Origin of the sequence: Exiguobacterium sp. SH4S7, assembly GCF_004336795.1 — a bacterium.
Taxonomy (GTDB): domain Bacteria; phylum Bacillota; class Bacilli; order Exiguobacteriales; family Exiguobacteriaceae; genus Exiguobacterium; species Exiguobacterium aurantiacum_A.
Genome location: NZ_SJUT01000003.1, coordinates 130,695 through 146,039, shown reverse-complemented (window position 1 = coordinate 146,039; position 15,345 = coordinate 130,695). Strand labels below are relative to the sequence as shown.

Sequence of the window (15,345 nt, the reverse complement as noted above, 5' to 3'; positions counted from 1 at the left end):
TTGACTAGCCTTACACTAGTTTTTTGCTCCCCTAAACATCGGACGATAAAAAACTTCTTCCCCGGGCGGGAAGAAGTTTTTTAGTGCCACTTGTAATCTTTGTCGACGAACAGGCGCGTGTTTGCTTCCGTCTGACCGGTATTCAACCAGTCGTGGTAGTCACACGAACAAACGTCGTCTAAGTGAAGCGAATAACCGTTGTTGATCGTTTGGACCGTGATGCTCAAGTCATGATCGGCGAGCGTCTTCTTTAAGCGATAGATGAGGTTGTAGACGTTATGGAGTGCCCGTTGCGGATCATCGATATCGGGATAGAGCGTCTCGGCGATGAGCCATTTATTGACGACCTTGTCACGATGATAGATCAAGTAGGCGAACAGCTCTTCGGTCTTTTGGGTCGGCCATTTGACGAGGTCGCCGTCTTGCGTCTTGACGGAGAAATTGTCGAAACATTGGATCGTACACGTCCGATGATGCTTGGACTGAAGCGATTCTGTATACCGTTTCGAGACGCGCGGGACGAGGTCGTGAATCATTTCTTCGGTAATCGGTTTGAGCAGATAGTGGGTCGCCTGTAACCCGAACGCCTCGACCGCATATTGGCTGTGTGCCGTTGTAAAAACGACTTGTGTCGTCTCAGGGAGGCGCTTAGCGAGGTCAAGTCCGTTCATCTTTGGCATTTCGACGTCAAGAAAGACGAGATCGACTTCTTGCGTCGTTAAAAATTCGAGTGCCTGGACGGGGTCGTGGAACGAGCCCATCCATTTCAAATTCGGCTCTGCTTGGATGAATCGTTCCATCATCCTCAAAATATGGGGCTCGTCTTCAATTAGGATTGTCCGCATGTGTTACTGTCATCCTCTCTCGTTTCGGAAGCCGAATGTGCACGTTCGTGCCGACCCCGTGTTCAGAATTCAATTTAAACGTGGCGTCAGGAAGGTAACCGATTCGGCTTTTGACGTTCGGGATACCGATACCGCTCAATTCGTGAAGCACTGCCTTCGGGTCAAAGCCGACCCCGTTATCCGAGATGCGAATATCAATCATATCGCCGGCGTCTTGGACGGATAACAGGAGCCGTTTGACGCCGTCTTGTTTCATCAACCCATGTTGGACCGCGTTCTCAACAAGCGGTTGGATCAAGAGTGGAGGGATGAGAGCGTCGAGAACGGTCTCGTCAATCTCTTTGATGATGGTGAAGGCGCCGTCGAACCGCGTCTGCTCGATCATCAAATAAGAATCGATCACCCCGAGTTCTTGGCGGAGTGAAATATCTGTCTCCGTGCGTCCGTTCTCGAAGATGAAGCGGACGTACGTGCTCAAATGGCTAAGAAGTCGTGCGGCTTCGTTCGGTGCGGTGTAGCAGAGTGCGATCACGTTCCCGAACGTATTGTACAAGAAATGCGGCTTGATTTGAGAGTTGAAGAATGAGATCTCGCTTTGTGTGGCGAACGTTTGCACTTCTCGCTTTTGCTTTTTGTCGGTCGATAAATGAACCGGCAGCAACATGAACATGAGTAAAAAGTAGATGAGCGATAGGACGCTCGAATACAATACTTGGTTCGGATGCGTGATGAACACGTTGATGAGCTGGCCGATATAGCCGATGACCAACGCGAGCGTAAAGATTAGAAATTCAAACGGATACCCATCGTCTTTTCGTTCGAACAGCCAATGGATATTGAGTCCTGTCCAAAAAAAGGCGATTACGAGTATATAAATCCAGGCAACATAATCAAACGTCGCGTGTACACTATACGGAATGATGAGTGCGATCAAGCTGAACGCGTAAAGTGGGTAAGATGCGATGGAGAGGAAACGGCTGAACGGGACTTGCTCGAGCCGGAGTGCGAATCCGATCAGCATGGTCAGGCTAAGGAATCCTGTGATCAAGCTGAACTTATGGGCAACGACGTAGGTCATGGCCGGGATGAATTCGAATACGATCATTTGATCACGTGTCAACAGCGACAAGCCGATCAAGAAAAAGAAGGCGGCACCGTATAGATAGAGCGACTCTTTTCGGTGGAACATAAAGACGATCGCATAGAATGAAAAAATTAAAAGTGAAATCAAAATAATAATAAAATCGTAGCTGAAAAATTTATTTTGGAGGGCCATGATACTGCTCGTCGGACCGATGAGCAGACTATCTTGGATACCGGGTGAGCGTTCGTCCGATCCGGTCACTTGCATCGTCAAGCGAAAGTTGGGCGTATGCGTATCGAGTAAGACGAGATAGGCGTTCCGTGAATCGGGTGTCGACGAATAGACGGGAGACACCGCTTCACCATCGATTGCGAGACGGATGTGCGGGTGGTTTCTCGGGACGCGTAACGCGTACTGGCCAGGCGGGAGAGAGACGTCGACTTCGTACGTTGCCACTTGATGTGGGGTTACGTGCGGGACGTTGCGATACGTCTGACGATCGACTTGGTCGAGCAAGCTCGATTGAAAACGCCAAGTCCCGTCAAGACGTATGATCGTGTCGGTCACTTCGGAAGCGCTCAAGTCGGCAGTTCCTTGGATGACGGTAGCTGTACTGTCAATCGATTGCCCACGTGTGAACGTGAGTCCACCTGTCAATGCCAGGAGGAGGATTAACAGCGTCAGCCCGATATATTTAGGGGTCATCAGCATGTTCCCTTCGCTATTTGTGAGTTTCTTGTGAGAAGTCATCGCTATACTGTTACTATGTCAGGAAAAAAACTACATTTTTTAGAATAATAGTGACTAACATCTAATTATAGTACACGAATCTGCCTTATGTGAATAGCGAACTTAAATAAATGAAATATAACTGATACGGAAAGAAGGCCATATATGAAACGCTGGATCGCACAACGAATTAGCCGGCAAGTCCTCACGGTGTTCTACGTTCTCATCGCTTTAATTATCGTCACCTCGCTCGGGACTTATTTTTATACGCAACAGGCGATCGGTGAGACGACGGTTGAACTCGAACGAATCAGTGAACAACGCGCGCGCGCGACCGATTTGTTCGAGACGTGGCAATCGATGCAGTATGAGATGCGCGGGCACGTCCTGCTCGGTGAGGAGTCACTGCTAGATGAAGCACGAGCGGCACAAGTCCGGATCGACGAACAGACGACGTGGTTCGAACAAAGCGCCGCGAGCGCAGAGGAAGTGACGTTCGCGACTGACGCCCGTCTCCTGTTCACAATCTATACGTCCCGGGTCATGCCCGGACTCGAGCGTTACGTGATTGCCAAGGCGAGCGGGGAGGTCGATGAGCCATTCTTGCAGATGGCGACCGTTGGCCAACTCATGCCGCAAAACGCGAGCTCGGACCAGACACGATTCAAATTGAAGCCGACTAACGCGGCCGATATGAGCGCGAGCATCGTCGACATGGAATCGGTGTTCACCGATTATCGGTCCGAACTTGACTTCCAAGAGACCGGACTGCGTGAGTCGTTATCTGAACAGCTCGCCAAAGCCCAATGGAGTTGGCTCATCATCTTACTCGGTGCGCTGTTTGCACTCTTTATCAGTCTGCAACCGTATATCGTCCGGTTGACGAACCAGCTCCAGGCACTCATCACGAACAGCGAACGGTTGGCGGTCGATCCGCACGCATTGCTCGTCCCGGTCGATCCGCTTCAAAATGAGGTGGGGCAGCTTTCAAGATCGTTCAATGCGATGTCGAGCTCGCTCATCCAACAGCATGATGAATTGGAGCGGGAACGAGAGAAAACGGCTCGCATCGTGCATACGATGCGGGACGCGATCGTATTCGTCGAGACGGGGACCGAGCAACGGTTCGCCAATGCGGCGTTGTTTGATCTGTACGAACAACCGATCCCGTTTGATGATCGCCAAAGTCTCTATCCGATTGAAGAGTTTTACCGACCGTTCATGGATCAAATCGACGATCAGGAAGGTCTCAACCGGTTCACAAATCGAGCGAAGCATGAAGGGATATTCGATGAGACGTTTACGTACTCGATGCAGGAGGGGACACGTATCATACGGATGTACGCCGAACCGATCGAACTGCAGGACGAACGCGCTGGTGTAATCTTTGTGTCGCGAGACGTGACGAAAGAGATTGAGATCGACCGCTTGAAAACCGAATTGGTCGCGACCGTATCTCACGAACTACGGACGCCTTTGACATCCATCCTCGGCTTCACGGAGCTCCTCGAGCACCGTCACGTCGATGAACTGAAACGCAAGCGTTACCTGGGGATGATCAGCAGCGAGACGAGACGGCTCGAACGGCTCGTCAGCGACCTGCTTGACGTTCAAAAGATGGAAGCGGGAAAAGTCGAGCAAGACTTTAAAGTCGAGAGTCTGTTCGAGCTCCTCTCGGACGTCCTTGAGGTTCATGCGGGGTCGACTGAGCTGCACGCGTTCCATTTCGAGTGTGACGAGGAGATTCGCGTCTCAGGGGACCCGGCCCAACTACGCCAAGTGTTCTCGAACATCTTGAATAACGCCATCAAATATTCACCCGACGGCGGGAATATTGCCGTCAATGTATCGTGTGAAGGGGACGTCATCCGCGTCGCCATCGAAGACGAGGGCATCGGGGTGACGGCAGAAGACGCCGAGCGACTATTCGAAAAGTTTTATCGCGTACAGAATGAACAGAGCCGCAACATTGGAGGCACCGGCCTCGGGCTCGCCATCTGTAAAGAAATCATCGAATCACACGGCGGAACGATTTCAGTCCGTTCTAAACCAGAACAAGGGACGACGATCATCGTCGAATTGCCGATTGTTGAATGATTGCATAGACAAAGCCCACTTCAGTCAAACTGAAGTGGGCTTTGTCTCGTATTGACGACTAAGAAGTTTTTATGCATTTTTTCGAAAAAGGGTGAATGATTCCTTCCTTTGGTACGATATAAGAAGTAGAAACTTTAAGGATGAAGGGAAGACGAACATGTTACGTGGACTTTATACGGCGGCGGGTGCGATGAACGCGCTTCAGCGGCAACAAGAGATATTGAGCAACAACCTTGGAAACGTTCGGACTCCGGGCTTCAAGGCATCAAACGGTGTCGTCCGGTCGTTCCCTGAACTATTGCTCGCCGAGGTGAGCCATCCTGGTAACGACCGTTCGCGCGTCCAAGGCGAGGTCGGCACGCTCTCGACCGGCGTGTATTTGCAGGAAACGATGCCACGCTTCTCTGCTGGCAGCGTCACGGCGACGGATAGCCCGACCGACGTATATTTGAAAGTTCCGGCTGACTTCACAGGCGCCGCCATGTTCGCGGTCGAACAGAACGGGGAGGCGCTCTATACGACGAACGGCCGCTTCTCGGTCGACGATGAGCGGTTCCTCCGCTCGGCAGATGGTGGGTACATCTTGTCGGATACGGGTGAACGCATCCAGTTGCCGTCTAGTGACTTCGAATTGTCAGGCGACGGTCAAATCACGTCGCTCGGTCAGGACGTAGCGACGCTCGGGGCGGTTCAAATCGATGATTTAGCCACGCTCGAACAAGTCGGGAACGACTATCGCGTCAACGGGGGAGCAAATCCCGCTGCGAACGTCCAGTTCCAACAAGGCTATATCGAAGAAGCAAACGTTGACCTCGACCGGACGATGGCTGACCTCATGGTGACGTACCGTCAGTTCGAGGCAAACCAAAAAGTCGTCCAGGCGTATGACAAGAGTGCCGAGCGGGCCATCGAAATCGCTCGGATTCGATAAGGAGGAAACCCATGCAGTCCATTTATAACTCGGTCTCGTCACTAGCCCAGCTTCAACGTCAGCTCGATGTGACCGGCCACAACATCGCGAACGTCGACACGGTCGGCTTTAAACGCCAGCAAGGTCACTTCGCCTCGCTCCTTTCGCAAGCGTATGACAATCAGCCTCGGGCCGAACTTGAAGTCGGCCGCGATACACCGAACGGGATCCGCATCGGTGTCGGCGGTCATGTCGGTGACATCTCCCAACAGTTCAACATCGGCCAAATCAAGAAGACGGACCGAGGTCTTGATGTCTTCTTGCAGGCAAGCCGCCAGTTTTTCGTCGTCGAGACGGAAGACGGGATCGGTGTGACCCGGAGCGGCAACATGCAGCTCTCGGTTGGCAATGACGGGACGACACTTTCTGACGTGAACGGCAACGCACTTCTCGGTGCAGATGGCAATCGCATCGTCACACCGAACGAAGCGACGAATCATCGCGTCCGTCAAGACGGGGTCCTCGTCGCCAGCGTGAACGGCGTCGAAGAAGAGTTCGGGCGCCTCGACATCGTCGAGGTGCGCAACACGTCGGAACTTCGTCCGCTTGGGAACAACGTCTATTCGGCTGATCTTGACATCGAAGTCGACCGTCCAGTCGGGAATCTCTTATTAGAAGGAACGCTCGAATCATCGAATGTCGACTTGATGAAAGAGATGACCGATATGACGATCACACAGCGTGCCTACCAGATGAACTCCCGGGCGCTGTCGATGAGCGACCAGATGATGGGGCTCGTGACGTCACTTCGCCCATAACATTGACCGCTTCTCTTCGGAGGAGCGGTTTTTATTTTATAATGAGGTGAAGGAGGGAACGGTATGAGAATTGTTGTGGCGATGGATTCATTCAAAGGCTCGCTGACGAGTCAGGAAGCGAATCGGGCGGGGCGACGGGCGCTTGCGGAACATGACGTCGTAGAGATCCCCGTATCGGACGGGGGCGAAGGGTTTCTCGACGCCTGGCTGGCGACACATCCGGAAGCGAAGGCGGTCGAACAGGAAGTGACTGCGCTCGACGGACGGGTCCGTCAGGCGCGCTACGGATGGCATGAAGCAACACGAGAAGCGGTCGTCGAAGTGGCGGAAGCGTCCGGATTGACGCTCGTCGATCGGTTCGACCCGTGGCGGTACAGTTCTTACGGGACGGGGATGCAACTCAGACAAGCGATCGAACGCGGAGCGGGGCGCATCACGATCGGTCTCGGCGGCAGTGCGACCGTCGATGGTGGCAAGGGCGTGCTCGAAGCGCTAGGCGTCCGTTTCCTCGATGAGTCCGGACGAGTGCTCGGACCGTTCCCACACGGACTCGAGCGCGTGAAGCGCGTCGACTGGTCCAGTCTGATGCCGGAGGCGAAGCACGTCACGTGGCGAATCGCCTCGGACGTGACGAACCCGCTCCTCGGACATGCGGGCGCGGCGGCCGTGTTCGGTCCACAAAAAGGTCTGGCACCAAGTGACATCGCCCGCTATGACGACTTGATGAGCGCTTACGCTGCTTGTTTCGATCGCGCCGATACGACGGTCGCCGGGGCGGGAGCTGCTGGTGGCATCGGTTTTGCGATGTACCAACTCGGGGCGACGTACGTGAATGGCATCGAGGAAGTGATGCGTTGGTCATCGTTTGACGAGCAACTGCATGGGGCCGATTGGCTGATCACAGGAGAAGGTCGCTTCGATGAACAATCGCTTCATGGGAAAGCCCCGTATGGTTTGGCTCGTTTTGCGCACGAACATGGCGTCCCGACACTCGTCTTCACCGGCCAGACCGACATGACGGTACTCCCGGAAGTCGGGATTGAAGCCATTTTCCCGATCATTTCCCGGGTCATGCCGCTTGAGACGGCGATGTTGGAAGCGGCACCGCTCTTGACGAACGCGGTCAGTCGTGTGTTTCGACTAATTGAAAAAACGTCTAAACCGTGACGGTTCAGACGAATGACTCATAGCGGACGGTTTTTAAGCAGATCGCGAATCTCGGAGAGCAGCTGTTCTTCGCGCGACAACTCTGGCTCTGGCGTCTCTTCGATCGCTTGCTCGCGCTTTAGGCGATTGATCCCTTTGACCATCATGAATAAGGCGAAGGCGATCAGGAAAAACTTGACGATCTCTTGCAAGAAGTTGCCGTATGTAACGCTGACGCCGAGCACGGTGACGGCGAGCGTCGAGAAATCGATGCCGCCAATGAGGATACCGAGGAACGGCATGAAAATATCGTTGACGAGCGACGTGACGATGGCCGTGAAGGCGGCCCCGAGGATGAAGGCGACAGCAAGATCGATAATATTGCCTTTGATGGCAAAGTCTTTGAATTCTTTCCACATGAGTATGATACCTCCTAAAAAATGAATACTCTAACGGTAGCATATATATGGCGGGTGAGTGACGTTTTTTTGCTGAAGGCCTGAATGCTATAGGACGGGGCGCTTGTTCGACATTTCTAGATACGTTACACTTATAAAGAACTTATGAAACGATTTTAATACCTGGTGCTAATATGTTATAATCAGATCAGCTGAAAGGATGAATGGACGTGACGAACGAAGAACAGAAGGGCTCTGAAGAAAAAGAGCCTAAAGAGCGGACGGAGCGAAAGCGCTTGTCGAACAACCGCCGTTTCCCGATCTTGTTACGCATCATCGTTGTCTTGATCTTGGCCGCCGCGATGCTCGCGATCGGTGCCATTATCGGGTACAGCGTGATTGGCGGAGGCGAGTGGAGAGACGTGTTCAACATCGACACGTGGCGCCATATCACCGATTTCTGGCTAACATCATAAGGGTGGTGGAACCATGTACACGATTGAACAGATTAAAGAAGTGATCCCGCATCGGTACCCGTTCTTGCTCATCGACCGGATTCTCGAGGTCGAAGAAGGCGAACGGGCCGTCGGTTTAAAAAATGTGACGGCGAACGAAGAATTCTTCAACGGACATTTCCCAGACTATAACGTCATGCCGGGCGTTTTGATCGTCGAAGCACTGGCCCAAGTCGGTGCGTTCGCGATGCTCAAACAAGAGTCGAACCGAGGTAAGCTCGCGTTCTTCGCCGGCATCGACAACTGTCGCTTCAAACGCCAAGTCGTCCCGGGCGACCAGTTGCGCCTCGAGGTCGAGATCTTGAAGGTGCGTGGTCCGATCGGTAAAGGACGTGCCGTAGCGACGGTCGACGGAGAAGTGGCGTGTGTTGCAGAACTGACTTTCGCCTTGAAGTGAGGGGAAACGAGATGCGTGTATTAGTGATTGCCTTGATGCTTGGATTAGCGACAATCGTCGGATGCCAACAGATGCAGACGAAAGAAGCGACAGAAGAGAACGTCGTCTTTGAACAGACGGCGGGCGATTCGATGATCGACAAGCGGGCCGGACAGTCTGAGTCGATCGCCGTGTCGCTCGAGCGGACGAACAGCTCGACGATGCTGTTCACGATCCGAATGCTCGAAGACCGTCGGCTCGACCCGACGACGGTGATCAGCTACGAAGTCGATGGCACGCGCGTACCGATCCCGTTCGGTGAAATCGTCGCCGAGCGTGAAGGTGACGTGCGGACATACGTCTATCAAGCCGACATGAACCCAGAATTGTTCGTGCCGACGACACTCCCATTGTTCCACATCGGAGAAGAAGGTGAGGCGGAAGTCTCGATGCCGCTCGAAGCCGTTAATTCGACAAATGAATAAAAAAAACGGATGATTTTGTCGAAAATCATCCGTTTTTTGTTTACTCTTTTTTAGTTTCCTCCGATATAAACAATAAGGAACTAGGAGGGGAATTTATGAAACAAAATAAACCACAGTCACTACAGAATCGGATTCTTGCGGCGATGCTTGCCTTTGTGACGCTACTCATCGTCATATTCGGGGTCACTCAATACGTGAGTACGAAACATACGGTGCTCAGTTCGATGCAGGCCGTCTTGCTAGAAGACGCCGCCCGAATCAGTGAGGCGATAGATGCGGACGCGTATGGGGCGTTTTTACAAAATCCGGAGAAGAATGAACAATTCGAGCAGTTTCGGGAACAACTCGATACGTACCGCACGCAAATCGGGGCGATGTACGTCTACACGCTTGCATTGGAGGGTGAGGAGCTACAAATTATTGTAGATGGAATGAGTGGGACAGACGCGTCCGAGATTGGGGAACCGGTGTCTGCAACTTCGCTCGAAGACGCACAGCCGGCGTTTGAAGGCGGGACCGGCACGACACCGATTGTCGAAGACCCGGAGTTTGGGACCTATATGACGGTGCTCGTCCCAATCAAGCAAGGGGATGAAGTCATCGGTGTCATCGGCATCGACAAAAGCGCGGCCGATGTTGCGGCGGTCACGACTGACGTATTACGTGAAAGTCTGCCCCCGGTACTCATCGGACTCGTCATCTTGCTCGGTCTCGCCTCGGTCATCATCTGGCGTTACCTCGGTTGGAAATTACGTCCGCTTCGTGACCTCGAACGCGTCGCAACGCACATCGCCGGTGGCGACTTGGCGACGGCGTCGATTGAGATGGATAACATTCAATTGCGCGCCAACGATGAGATCAAGCGTCTCACCGCGTCGATGGACCAAATGACGAAGATGTTGAAAGGATTGATCTCAAACCTACAGACGTCAGCACAGACGGTCCGGGATGAGAGTGGCAACGTCGCGAGCATCTCAGAGGAAGTGAACGACGCATCGCGACAGATTGCGTTCACAATGGAAGAAATCGCTGGGGGGGTCGAGAATCAGAGTGTGCTCACGATGAAGCTGTACGGACATATGAACGAGTTCTCGGGACTCGTCGAACAGACGGCGACGGACGGGCACGGCGTGAGCACGCAAGCGGAAGTCGTCAGTCGAGTGACAGCAGAAGGGCTGCAACTCATGGAAGACGCGGTCGGGAAGATGACGAACATCCACGCGCAAGTGAATGAGTCGCAAGGCCAAGTGAAAGACTTTGAGCAACAGGCGGACGAAGTGACGGAGCTCGTCACGATCATCCGACAGATCTCGCAACAGACGAACTTGCTCGCCTTGAACGCGGCCATCGAGGCGAGCACGGGAAAGGGTTCGCCGTCGTCGCCTCCGAGATTCGCGGTCTGTCGAACAGCGTCGCCCAATCGGTCAGTGAGATCTCAGAGATCGTCGGCAGCGTTAAACGGAACTCGATCGCGCTCGGCGAGACGTTCACTGACAGTATGCACGCCGCCGAAGACGGCAGACGGACGCTCGAGGCGACGAAGCAGGCGTTCAATGAGATCGAGGCGAGTGTCCGTGAGATGCAGCGGCTGACCGGGTCGATGCAAGGACAGCTCGGTCGCGTCAAGACGAACCAAGAAGACATCAAGCGCGGCCTTTCAGACATTGCCTCGATCTCTGAAGAGAGCACGGCCGGTAACGAGGAAGTGGCCGCCTCGACCGAACAGATGTCGGCGACGAGCGAGACGATGAACCGTCTTGTCAAAGACTTGTCGCTCACCGCGGAAGACATGCAACAGATGAGCCGCCAGTTTAAACTATGAACAGCTTCAAGTCAGACATCCCTCCCGCACGTCCGCTATAATGGGCGCAAGGGAGGTTTTTTCATGCAACGTGTCTCAAGCGAACTTACACAATTCCGCGGCAGTCATTATGACTTTGGCCGCTTTCAAGGTGAATATATCAAGCGCAGCAAGCTGCTCGAGAACCGGACCGATCAGTGGAAGCTGCGCGTCCCCCGGTTTGAGATCGACGAGCGCGAGGCGAAACAAGCGTTCGACCGGTTCGCCCCGAGGATTTGGGAAGAACTGCTCGGCCTGCAGGATGAGCTCGAACTGACGCTCGGCGATACGCTCCTTCATTTCGGTCATTTCCGGGTCAATAACCCGATCAGCGGCTGCTCGATTTTGACAGGGGACAACTTCCTCGTCCGCAACTACGACTATCATCCGATGACATATGACGGGCGCTACAACGTGTTCCAACCGGACGAGGGCTACGCCGTCATCGGACCCGTCTCGCGCGTCACCGGGCGGATGGACGGGATGAACGAACGCGGCCTCGCCATGGGCTACAACTTCATCAACCGCCGCCGTCCCGGGGACGGTTTCGTCTGCCAGATGATCGGACGGATGATCCTCGAGACGTGCGCGACGGTCGAAGAAGCGGTCGATCTGTTGAAAGACATTCCGCACCGCGGCTCGTTCACGTACGTCGTCCATGACAAGTCATCAAATACACGTGTCATCGAAGCGACCCCGCGCGACATCCGCGTCCGCGAGTCGAACATTTGCACGAACCACTTCGAGCTGTTGCAGCACGAGAACCGTTACCATCTCGACGACTCGACGCGGCGGATGATGGAGATCAAGATGTATCAACATATCGTCCAAGACGCCGAGAGCGCGTTCCGGCTCATGAACGACTCGGATAAAGGTGTCTTTTCGGAGCTGTATAAAAGTTGGGCCGGGACGATCCATACGGCCGCCTATTTCCCGGAGACGCTCGAGACGTGGTTCGCCCTCGGCGGCGACCGCGACCCGGTCATCTTTGATTTTCAGACGTGGCTCGACGGGGAGGATTTCGACTTGCACGCCCTCGACGGTGAGATCGCGACCGATATCGAGTTCGCGAACACGGTCCAGCTTTGGCGCTGACTTCGGTCAGTGCTTTTTTGACGAAAACGGGGAATAGGAATACGAGGAGGGATTCAAATGAAACGAATCGGATTATTGGCCATCATGCTCGGGTTGGTTGTCGCCCTCGGCGGCTGCGTACCGGGTGACGGCTCCTACACGACGGACCCGGCCGGCTTCTTTTGGGGTGTCTGGCACGGCTGGATCGCACCGGTGTCACTGATTTTAGGGTTGTTCAATGACACGTATCGCGTCTATGAAGTGAACAACACCGGTTGGTTTTATGATTTAGGATTCTATATCGCGATCATCAGCGGTTTCGGCGGGGTCGCTGTGACACGGAGGAGCCGGGGATAAGACAAACGGGTTGGCCATTTATGGTCAACCTTTTTGTCACGACATCGCCATAACAAAAACATAAAAAACCCGATGGAATATCTAAAAAAAGCATAAACCGTGCTACTCTTTTTTTATAGGTGGTGATAGGAAATGCTACACCGGATTCGGGTGATGCGAGAGACATTTCGAGGAAGACTTTTGTTTGATTTCATATTACTTATACTCGTTTCGGGCCTATTCTCACTTGTGATTTATTTGGCGGACACGGTCCAAAACGTGAAAGATGAATTTACTCAACAAGAAGTTGCGACGAAACAGATGCAATCGATTGTGTTCGATTATATTGAACAAAGCCGTCAAGTCATTCAAACGGCTGCGGTCAATATCCGTTTATCTCGTGCGACTGCTCGATCGGGAGAATGGGAGCAAGCGATGCTCGACAATATTAAACGACACAATCCACGCTTCGAAAATCTCTATATTGCTGATTCGGAAGGGGAGACGACCTCATTTTCGCCGATGAACAATGAGGACGGTGTCTCGAACATCGGATTGGATTTTAGCAGTCGCTTTTACTTTGAACGCATTCAATCGAGTAAAACGACTTACGTGTCACATGTGTTTCAAGGAAGAGGCGGAAGTCGAAAACCACTGATTGTGATTGCGACACCGATTTTCAATGAACGAGAGGACATGGAAGGTTATGTGCTAGGTGCACTCAATTTGGACGGGATTGGCGAAACGCTCATTGCTAACAATTTTAACGAACAGCAATACCCGGTCATCGTCGATGATCGTAATCAAGTCGTGTTTCATCCGGACGAATACCCATCGACTGAAGTGAAAACGATTTCAACGAACCCGAATGAGACGGGTACATTACTGTGGGGAAATGTATGGCGTGTTTATGATGAAGAAAAGAAAGAATCACAGCTCGCTACTTATGCGGAAGTCCCGAAGTATGAGTGGACGGTTTGGATCGCGCGTCCGGTCGGCAGTATTTTAGCTGCAACAGTCAACACGTTACTACCAAATACGATTCTGTTTTTAATCGTCGCGGCAATCATGCTCGTGCTCGGATTGGTCCTATCCCGAAAACTGAATCAATCGCTCGCCGATTTTGTCAATCAGACCGAGTTGATGGTCGAGCGTGCCGAGGCACCGGATGTAGTCGCTCATTTAAAATCAATTCATGCCCCAAAAGAAATCATTGGATTGGCCAGACAGTTTGCTGTGATGGCGGATGATGTCCGGTCCGGACAAGAAAACTTGAGGCAGTTGAACGACGCGCTTGAAGAAAAAGTTAAGTTGCGGACGCATGAACTCGAACAAAACAATCTTGAGTTACAGGCACTCAATCAATTTATGACATCGTTTCGTCATGCGCCAGACACGATTGCGCTCGTGCAGAGTACGTTGCACGAGGTATCAGCAATCTTGCCTTATCCGTTATTTGTATCGTTACCGAACCAAGTCATATCAAAAGACGCGATTTTATCCCAAGAAAGCTTATATGAATTCATCGAAACGCAACAAGACGCCTATCGCTTCCAAGTCAATGCGCTCTACTATGGCGGGCAAGCCAGCGGGATGTTACTCGTTGGATTAACGATGAATCAGACGATTTCGAAACGGGAGGATATTTTTCTGCATACGCTAGCGGATGCTTTCTCCATGTTGTTGGACAATAAGCTCCTCGTGGATGAAACGACGAAACAAAATGCGTTGTGGCATGCGACGTTAAGCAGCATGTCAGAAGGTGTCATCGTATTGAATGAAGACGGTGAGATTGAATATGTGAATCGTTTTATGGAAGTCTATTTCGACCTCCACGCATCGAGCCGGGCTGAAGACTGGGAGAAGCTCATGGACGAGTACAGGATGGAGAGAGAACCCCTGCGGTTATTAGTGGACGAGCAGATCTTTCAAATTCAGCCGTTCTCTGTAGTCGATGCAGCTAACTCGATCGGACAAGGGTATATCGTCCGAAATGTGACGCGTGAAGTCGAGATTGACCAGTTAAAAGATAATCTGATCTCGCTCGCCTCACACGAGTTCAAAACACCGCTCACAAACATCCGTGGCAGTGTCGAGACACTGATGCGAAAAGACGTGACGTGGGAAGCGCCTTTCCGTCATGAATTGCTGCAAGGGATTCAAGAAGATTCTCAACGGATTCGTCAGCTGATTGATGATTGGCTCGACATCACGAAGCTTGAATCGGGCAACTTTCCGGTCGAGATTGAGGCGGTCCTCTTGAAGCCTTACGTGGAAAAAATCATTCATGAGCTACAAATTGATGCGCATACGACTTATGACTGGCAAGGTCCGCCCGTCGTTGAAGTCGATTTTCATCGATTCCGTCAAGTGCTCGTCAACTTGTTGACCAATTCGGTTCGTTATAGTGACGGCCCACCAACCATTCACATCCAATCTTATGAATCAGATACGGATTGGACGCTCGTCATTGAAGATCAAGGGATTGGCATTCGCCATGATCATTTGGAACGGATTTTCGACCGGTTTTATCAAGTCGAAATGAAGTCGACACGGCGAAAAGGAGGAACCGGGCTCGGATTGGCGATATGCCAAGGCATCATTGAAGCCCATGGCGGAAAGATTTGGGCTGAGAGTGAACTCGGGCGGGGGACTCGATTCTTTCTTGAACTACCGAAAGGAGAAGATTGAA

The 15,345-nt window shown here is 52.5% G+C and carries 13 protein-coding genes and 1 pseudogene; 11 read left to right on the top strand and 3 right to left on the bottom strand.

Translation table 11 applies throughout. The features are described from left to right. Positions 1 to 80: 80 nt before the first annotated feature. Together EVJ29_RS07465 and EVJ29_RS07460 are read right to left on the bottom strand one after the other, a co-directional pair. Positions 81 to 800 carry a response regulator gene (locus EVJ29_RS07465; RefSeq protein WP_236633438.1) on the bottom strand — a complete coding sequence of 240 codons (720 nt, stop codon included), beginning with the start codon at positions 798 to 800 and terminating at the stop codon, positions 81 to 83. A gap of 25 nt (positions 801 to 825) precedes the next feature. Beyond that, the gene (locus tag EVJ29_RS07460) at positions 826 to 2,634 is read right to left on the bottom strand and encodes a sensor histidine kinase (protein WP_131504935.1); all 1,809 of its coding nucleotides are present in this window, start codon (positions 2,632 to 2,634) and stop codon (positions 826 to 828) included. A gap of 189 nt (positions 2,635 to 2,823) precedes the next feature. Here EVJ29_RS07460 and EVJ29_RS07455 point away from each other — a divergent pair, with 189 nt between their 5' ends. The 4 genes from EVJ29_RS07455 (at position 2,824) to EVJ29_RS07440 (ending at position 7,650) form a co-directional block, all read left to right on the top strand. Then, positions 2,824 to 4,755 (top strand): sensor histidine kinase, encoded by a 1,932-nt coding sequence (locus tag EVJ29_RS07455; RefSeq protein ID WP_131504934.1) that lies wholly within the window; start codon positions 2,824 to 2,826, stop codon positions 4,753 to 4,755. Positions 4,756 to 4,912: 157 nt separating this feature from the next. Next, positions 4,913 to 5,686, top strand: coding sequence for a flagellar hook-basal body protein (locus EVJ29_RS07450; RefSeq protein ID WP_070328167.1), 774 nt, complete (start codon positions 4,913 to 4,915; stop codon positions 5,684 to 5,686). 11 nt (positions 5,687 to 5,697) lie between these two features. Beyond that, a complete protein-coding gene (locus tag EVJ29_RS07445; protein WP_070328166.1) occupies positions 5,698 to 6,483 on the top strand; it encodes a flagellar hook-basal body protein in 786 nt (261 codons plus the stop codon). 63 nt (positions 6,484 to 6,546) lie between these two features. Beyond that, entirely contained in the window at positions 6,547 to 7,650 is a 1,104-nt protein-coding gene (locus tag EVJ29_RS07440; protein WP_236633436.1) for a glycerate kinase, read from the top strand. A gap of 17 nt (positions 7,651 to 7,667) precedes the next feature. Here EVJ29_RS07440 and mscL read toward each other — a convergent pair whose 3' ends face one another. Further along, complete coding sequence (mscL, locus tag EVJ29_RS07435; protein ID WP_131439136.1) at positions 7,668 to 8,048, bottom strand: large-conductance mechanosensitive channel protein MscL; 381 nt, start codon at positions 8,046 to 8,048, stop codon at positions 7,668 to 7,670. 203 nt (positions 8,049 to 8,251) lie between these two features. Between mscL and EVJ29_RS07430 the strand changes: the two genes are divergently transcribed. The 7 genes and pseudogenes from EVJ29_RS07430 (at position 8,252) to EVJ29_RS07400 (ending at position 15,344) form a co-directional block, all read left to right on the top strand. Further along, positions 8,252 to 8,503 (top strand): DNA-directed RNA polymerase subunit beta, encoded by a 252-nt coding sequence (locus EVJ29_RS07430; RefSeq protein WP_070328163.1) that lies wholly within the window; start codon positions 8,252 to 8,254, stop codon positions 8,501 to 8,503. Positions 8,504 to 8,516: 13 nt separating this feature from the next. After that, positions 8,517 to 8,939 (top strand): 3-hydroxyacyl-ACP dehydratase FabZ, encoded by a 423-nt coding sequence (gene fabZ, locus EVJ29_RS07425; protein WP_070328162.1) that lies wholly within the window; start codon positions 8,517 to 8,519, stop codon positions 8,937 to 8,939. 11 nt (positions 8,940 to 8,950) lie between these two features. Further along, positions 8,951 to 9,403, top strand: a complete 453-nt coding sequence (locus EVJ29_RS07420; protein ID WP_131504933.1) for a hypothetical protein — start codon at positions 8,951 to 8,953, stop codon at positions 9,401 to 9,403. Positions 9,404 to 9,498: 95 nt separating this feature from the next. Continuing rightward, positions 9,499 to 11,225 (top strand): annotated as a pseudogene (locus EVJ29_RS15660) (methyl-accepting chemotaxis protein). 63 nt (positions 11,226 to 11,288) lie between these two features. Further along, positions 11,289 to 12,338, top strand: a complete 1,050-nt coding sequence (locus tag EVJ29_RS07410) for a C45 family autoproteolytic acyltransferase/hydolase (protein ID WP_131439130.1) — start codon at positions 11,289 to 11,291, stop codon at positions 12,336 to 12,338. A gap of 57 nt (positions 12,339 to 12,395) precedes the next feature. Beyond that, positions 12,396 to 12,674, top strand: a complete 279-nt coding sequence (locus tag EVJ29_RS07405; protein ID WP_131504932.1) for a hypothetical protein — start codon at positions 12,396 to 12,398, stop codon at positions 12,672 to 12,674. A 180-nt stretch (positions 12,675 to 12,854) separates the two neighbouring features. Next, the gene (locus EVJ29_RS07400; protein WP_161567339.1) at positions 12,855 to 15,344 is read left to right on the top strand and encodes a sensor histidine kinase; all 2,490 of its coding nucleotides are present in this window, start codon (positions 12,855 to 12,857) and stop codon (positions 15,342 to 15,344) included. The last annotated feature ends 1 nt before the right edge of the window (position 15,345 follow it).

Bases quoted from the DNA above. Each gene is read 5' to 3' on its own strand.
- EVJ29_RS07465 (WP_236633438.1), bottom strand. From the start codon at position 800: ATGGAACGATTCATCCAAGCAGAGCCGAATTTGAAATGGATGGGCTCG.
- EVJ29_RS07460 (WP_131504935.1), bottom strand. From the start codon at position 2,634: ATGACCCCTAAATATATCGGGCTGACGCTGTTAATCCTCCTCCTGGCA.
- EVJ29_RS07455 (WP_131504934.1), top strand. From the start codon at position 2,824: ATGAAACGCTGGATCGCACAACGAATTAGCCGGCAAGTCCTCACGGTG.
- EVJ29_RS07450 (WP_070328167.1), top strand. From the start codon at position 4,913: ATGTTACGTGGACTTTATACGGCGGCGGGTGCGATGAACGCGCTTCAG.
- EVJ29_RS07445 (WP_070328166.1), top strand. From the start codon at position 5,698: ATGCAGTCCATTTATAACTCGGTCTCGTCACTAGCCCAGCTTCAACGT.
- EVJ29_RS07440 (WP_236633436.1), top strand. From the start codon at position 6,547: ATGAGAATTGTTGTGGCGATGGATTCATTCAAAGGCTCGCTGACGAGT.
- mscL (WP_131439136.1), bottom strand. From the start codon at position 8,048: ATGTGGAAAGAATTCAAAGACTTTGCCATCAAAGGCAATATTATCGAT.
- EVJ29_RS07430 (WP_070328163.1), top strand. From the start codon at position 8,252: ATGGACGTGACGAACGAAGAACAGAAGGGCTCTGAAGAAAAAGAGCCT.
- fabZ (WP_070328162.1), top strand. From the start codon at position 8,517: ATGTACACGATTGAACAGATTAAAGAAGTGATCCCGCATCGGTACCCG.
- EVJ29_RS07420 (WP_131504933.1), top strand. From the start codon at position 8,951: ATGCGTGTATTAGTGATTGCCTTGATGCTTGGATTAGCGACAATCGTC.
- EVJ29_RS07410 (WP_131439130.1), top strand. From the start codon at position 11,289: ATGCAACGTGTCTCAAGCGAACTTACACAATTCCGCGGCAGTCATTAT.
- EVJ29_RS07405 (WP_131504932.1), top strand. From the start codon at position 12,396: ATGAAACGAATCGGATTATTGGCCATCATGCTCGGGTTGGTTGTCGCC.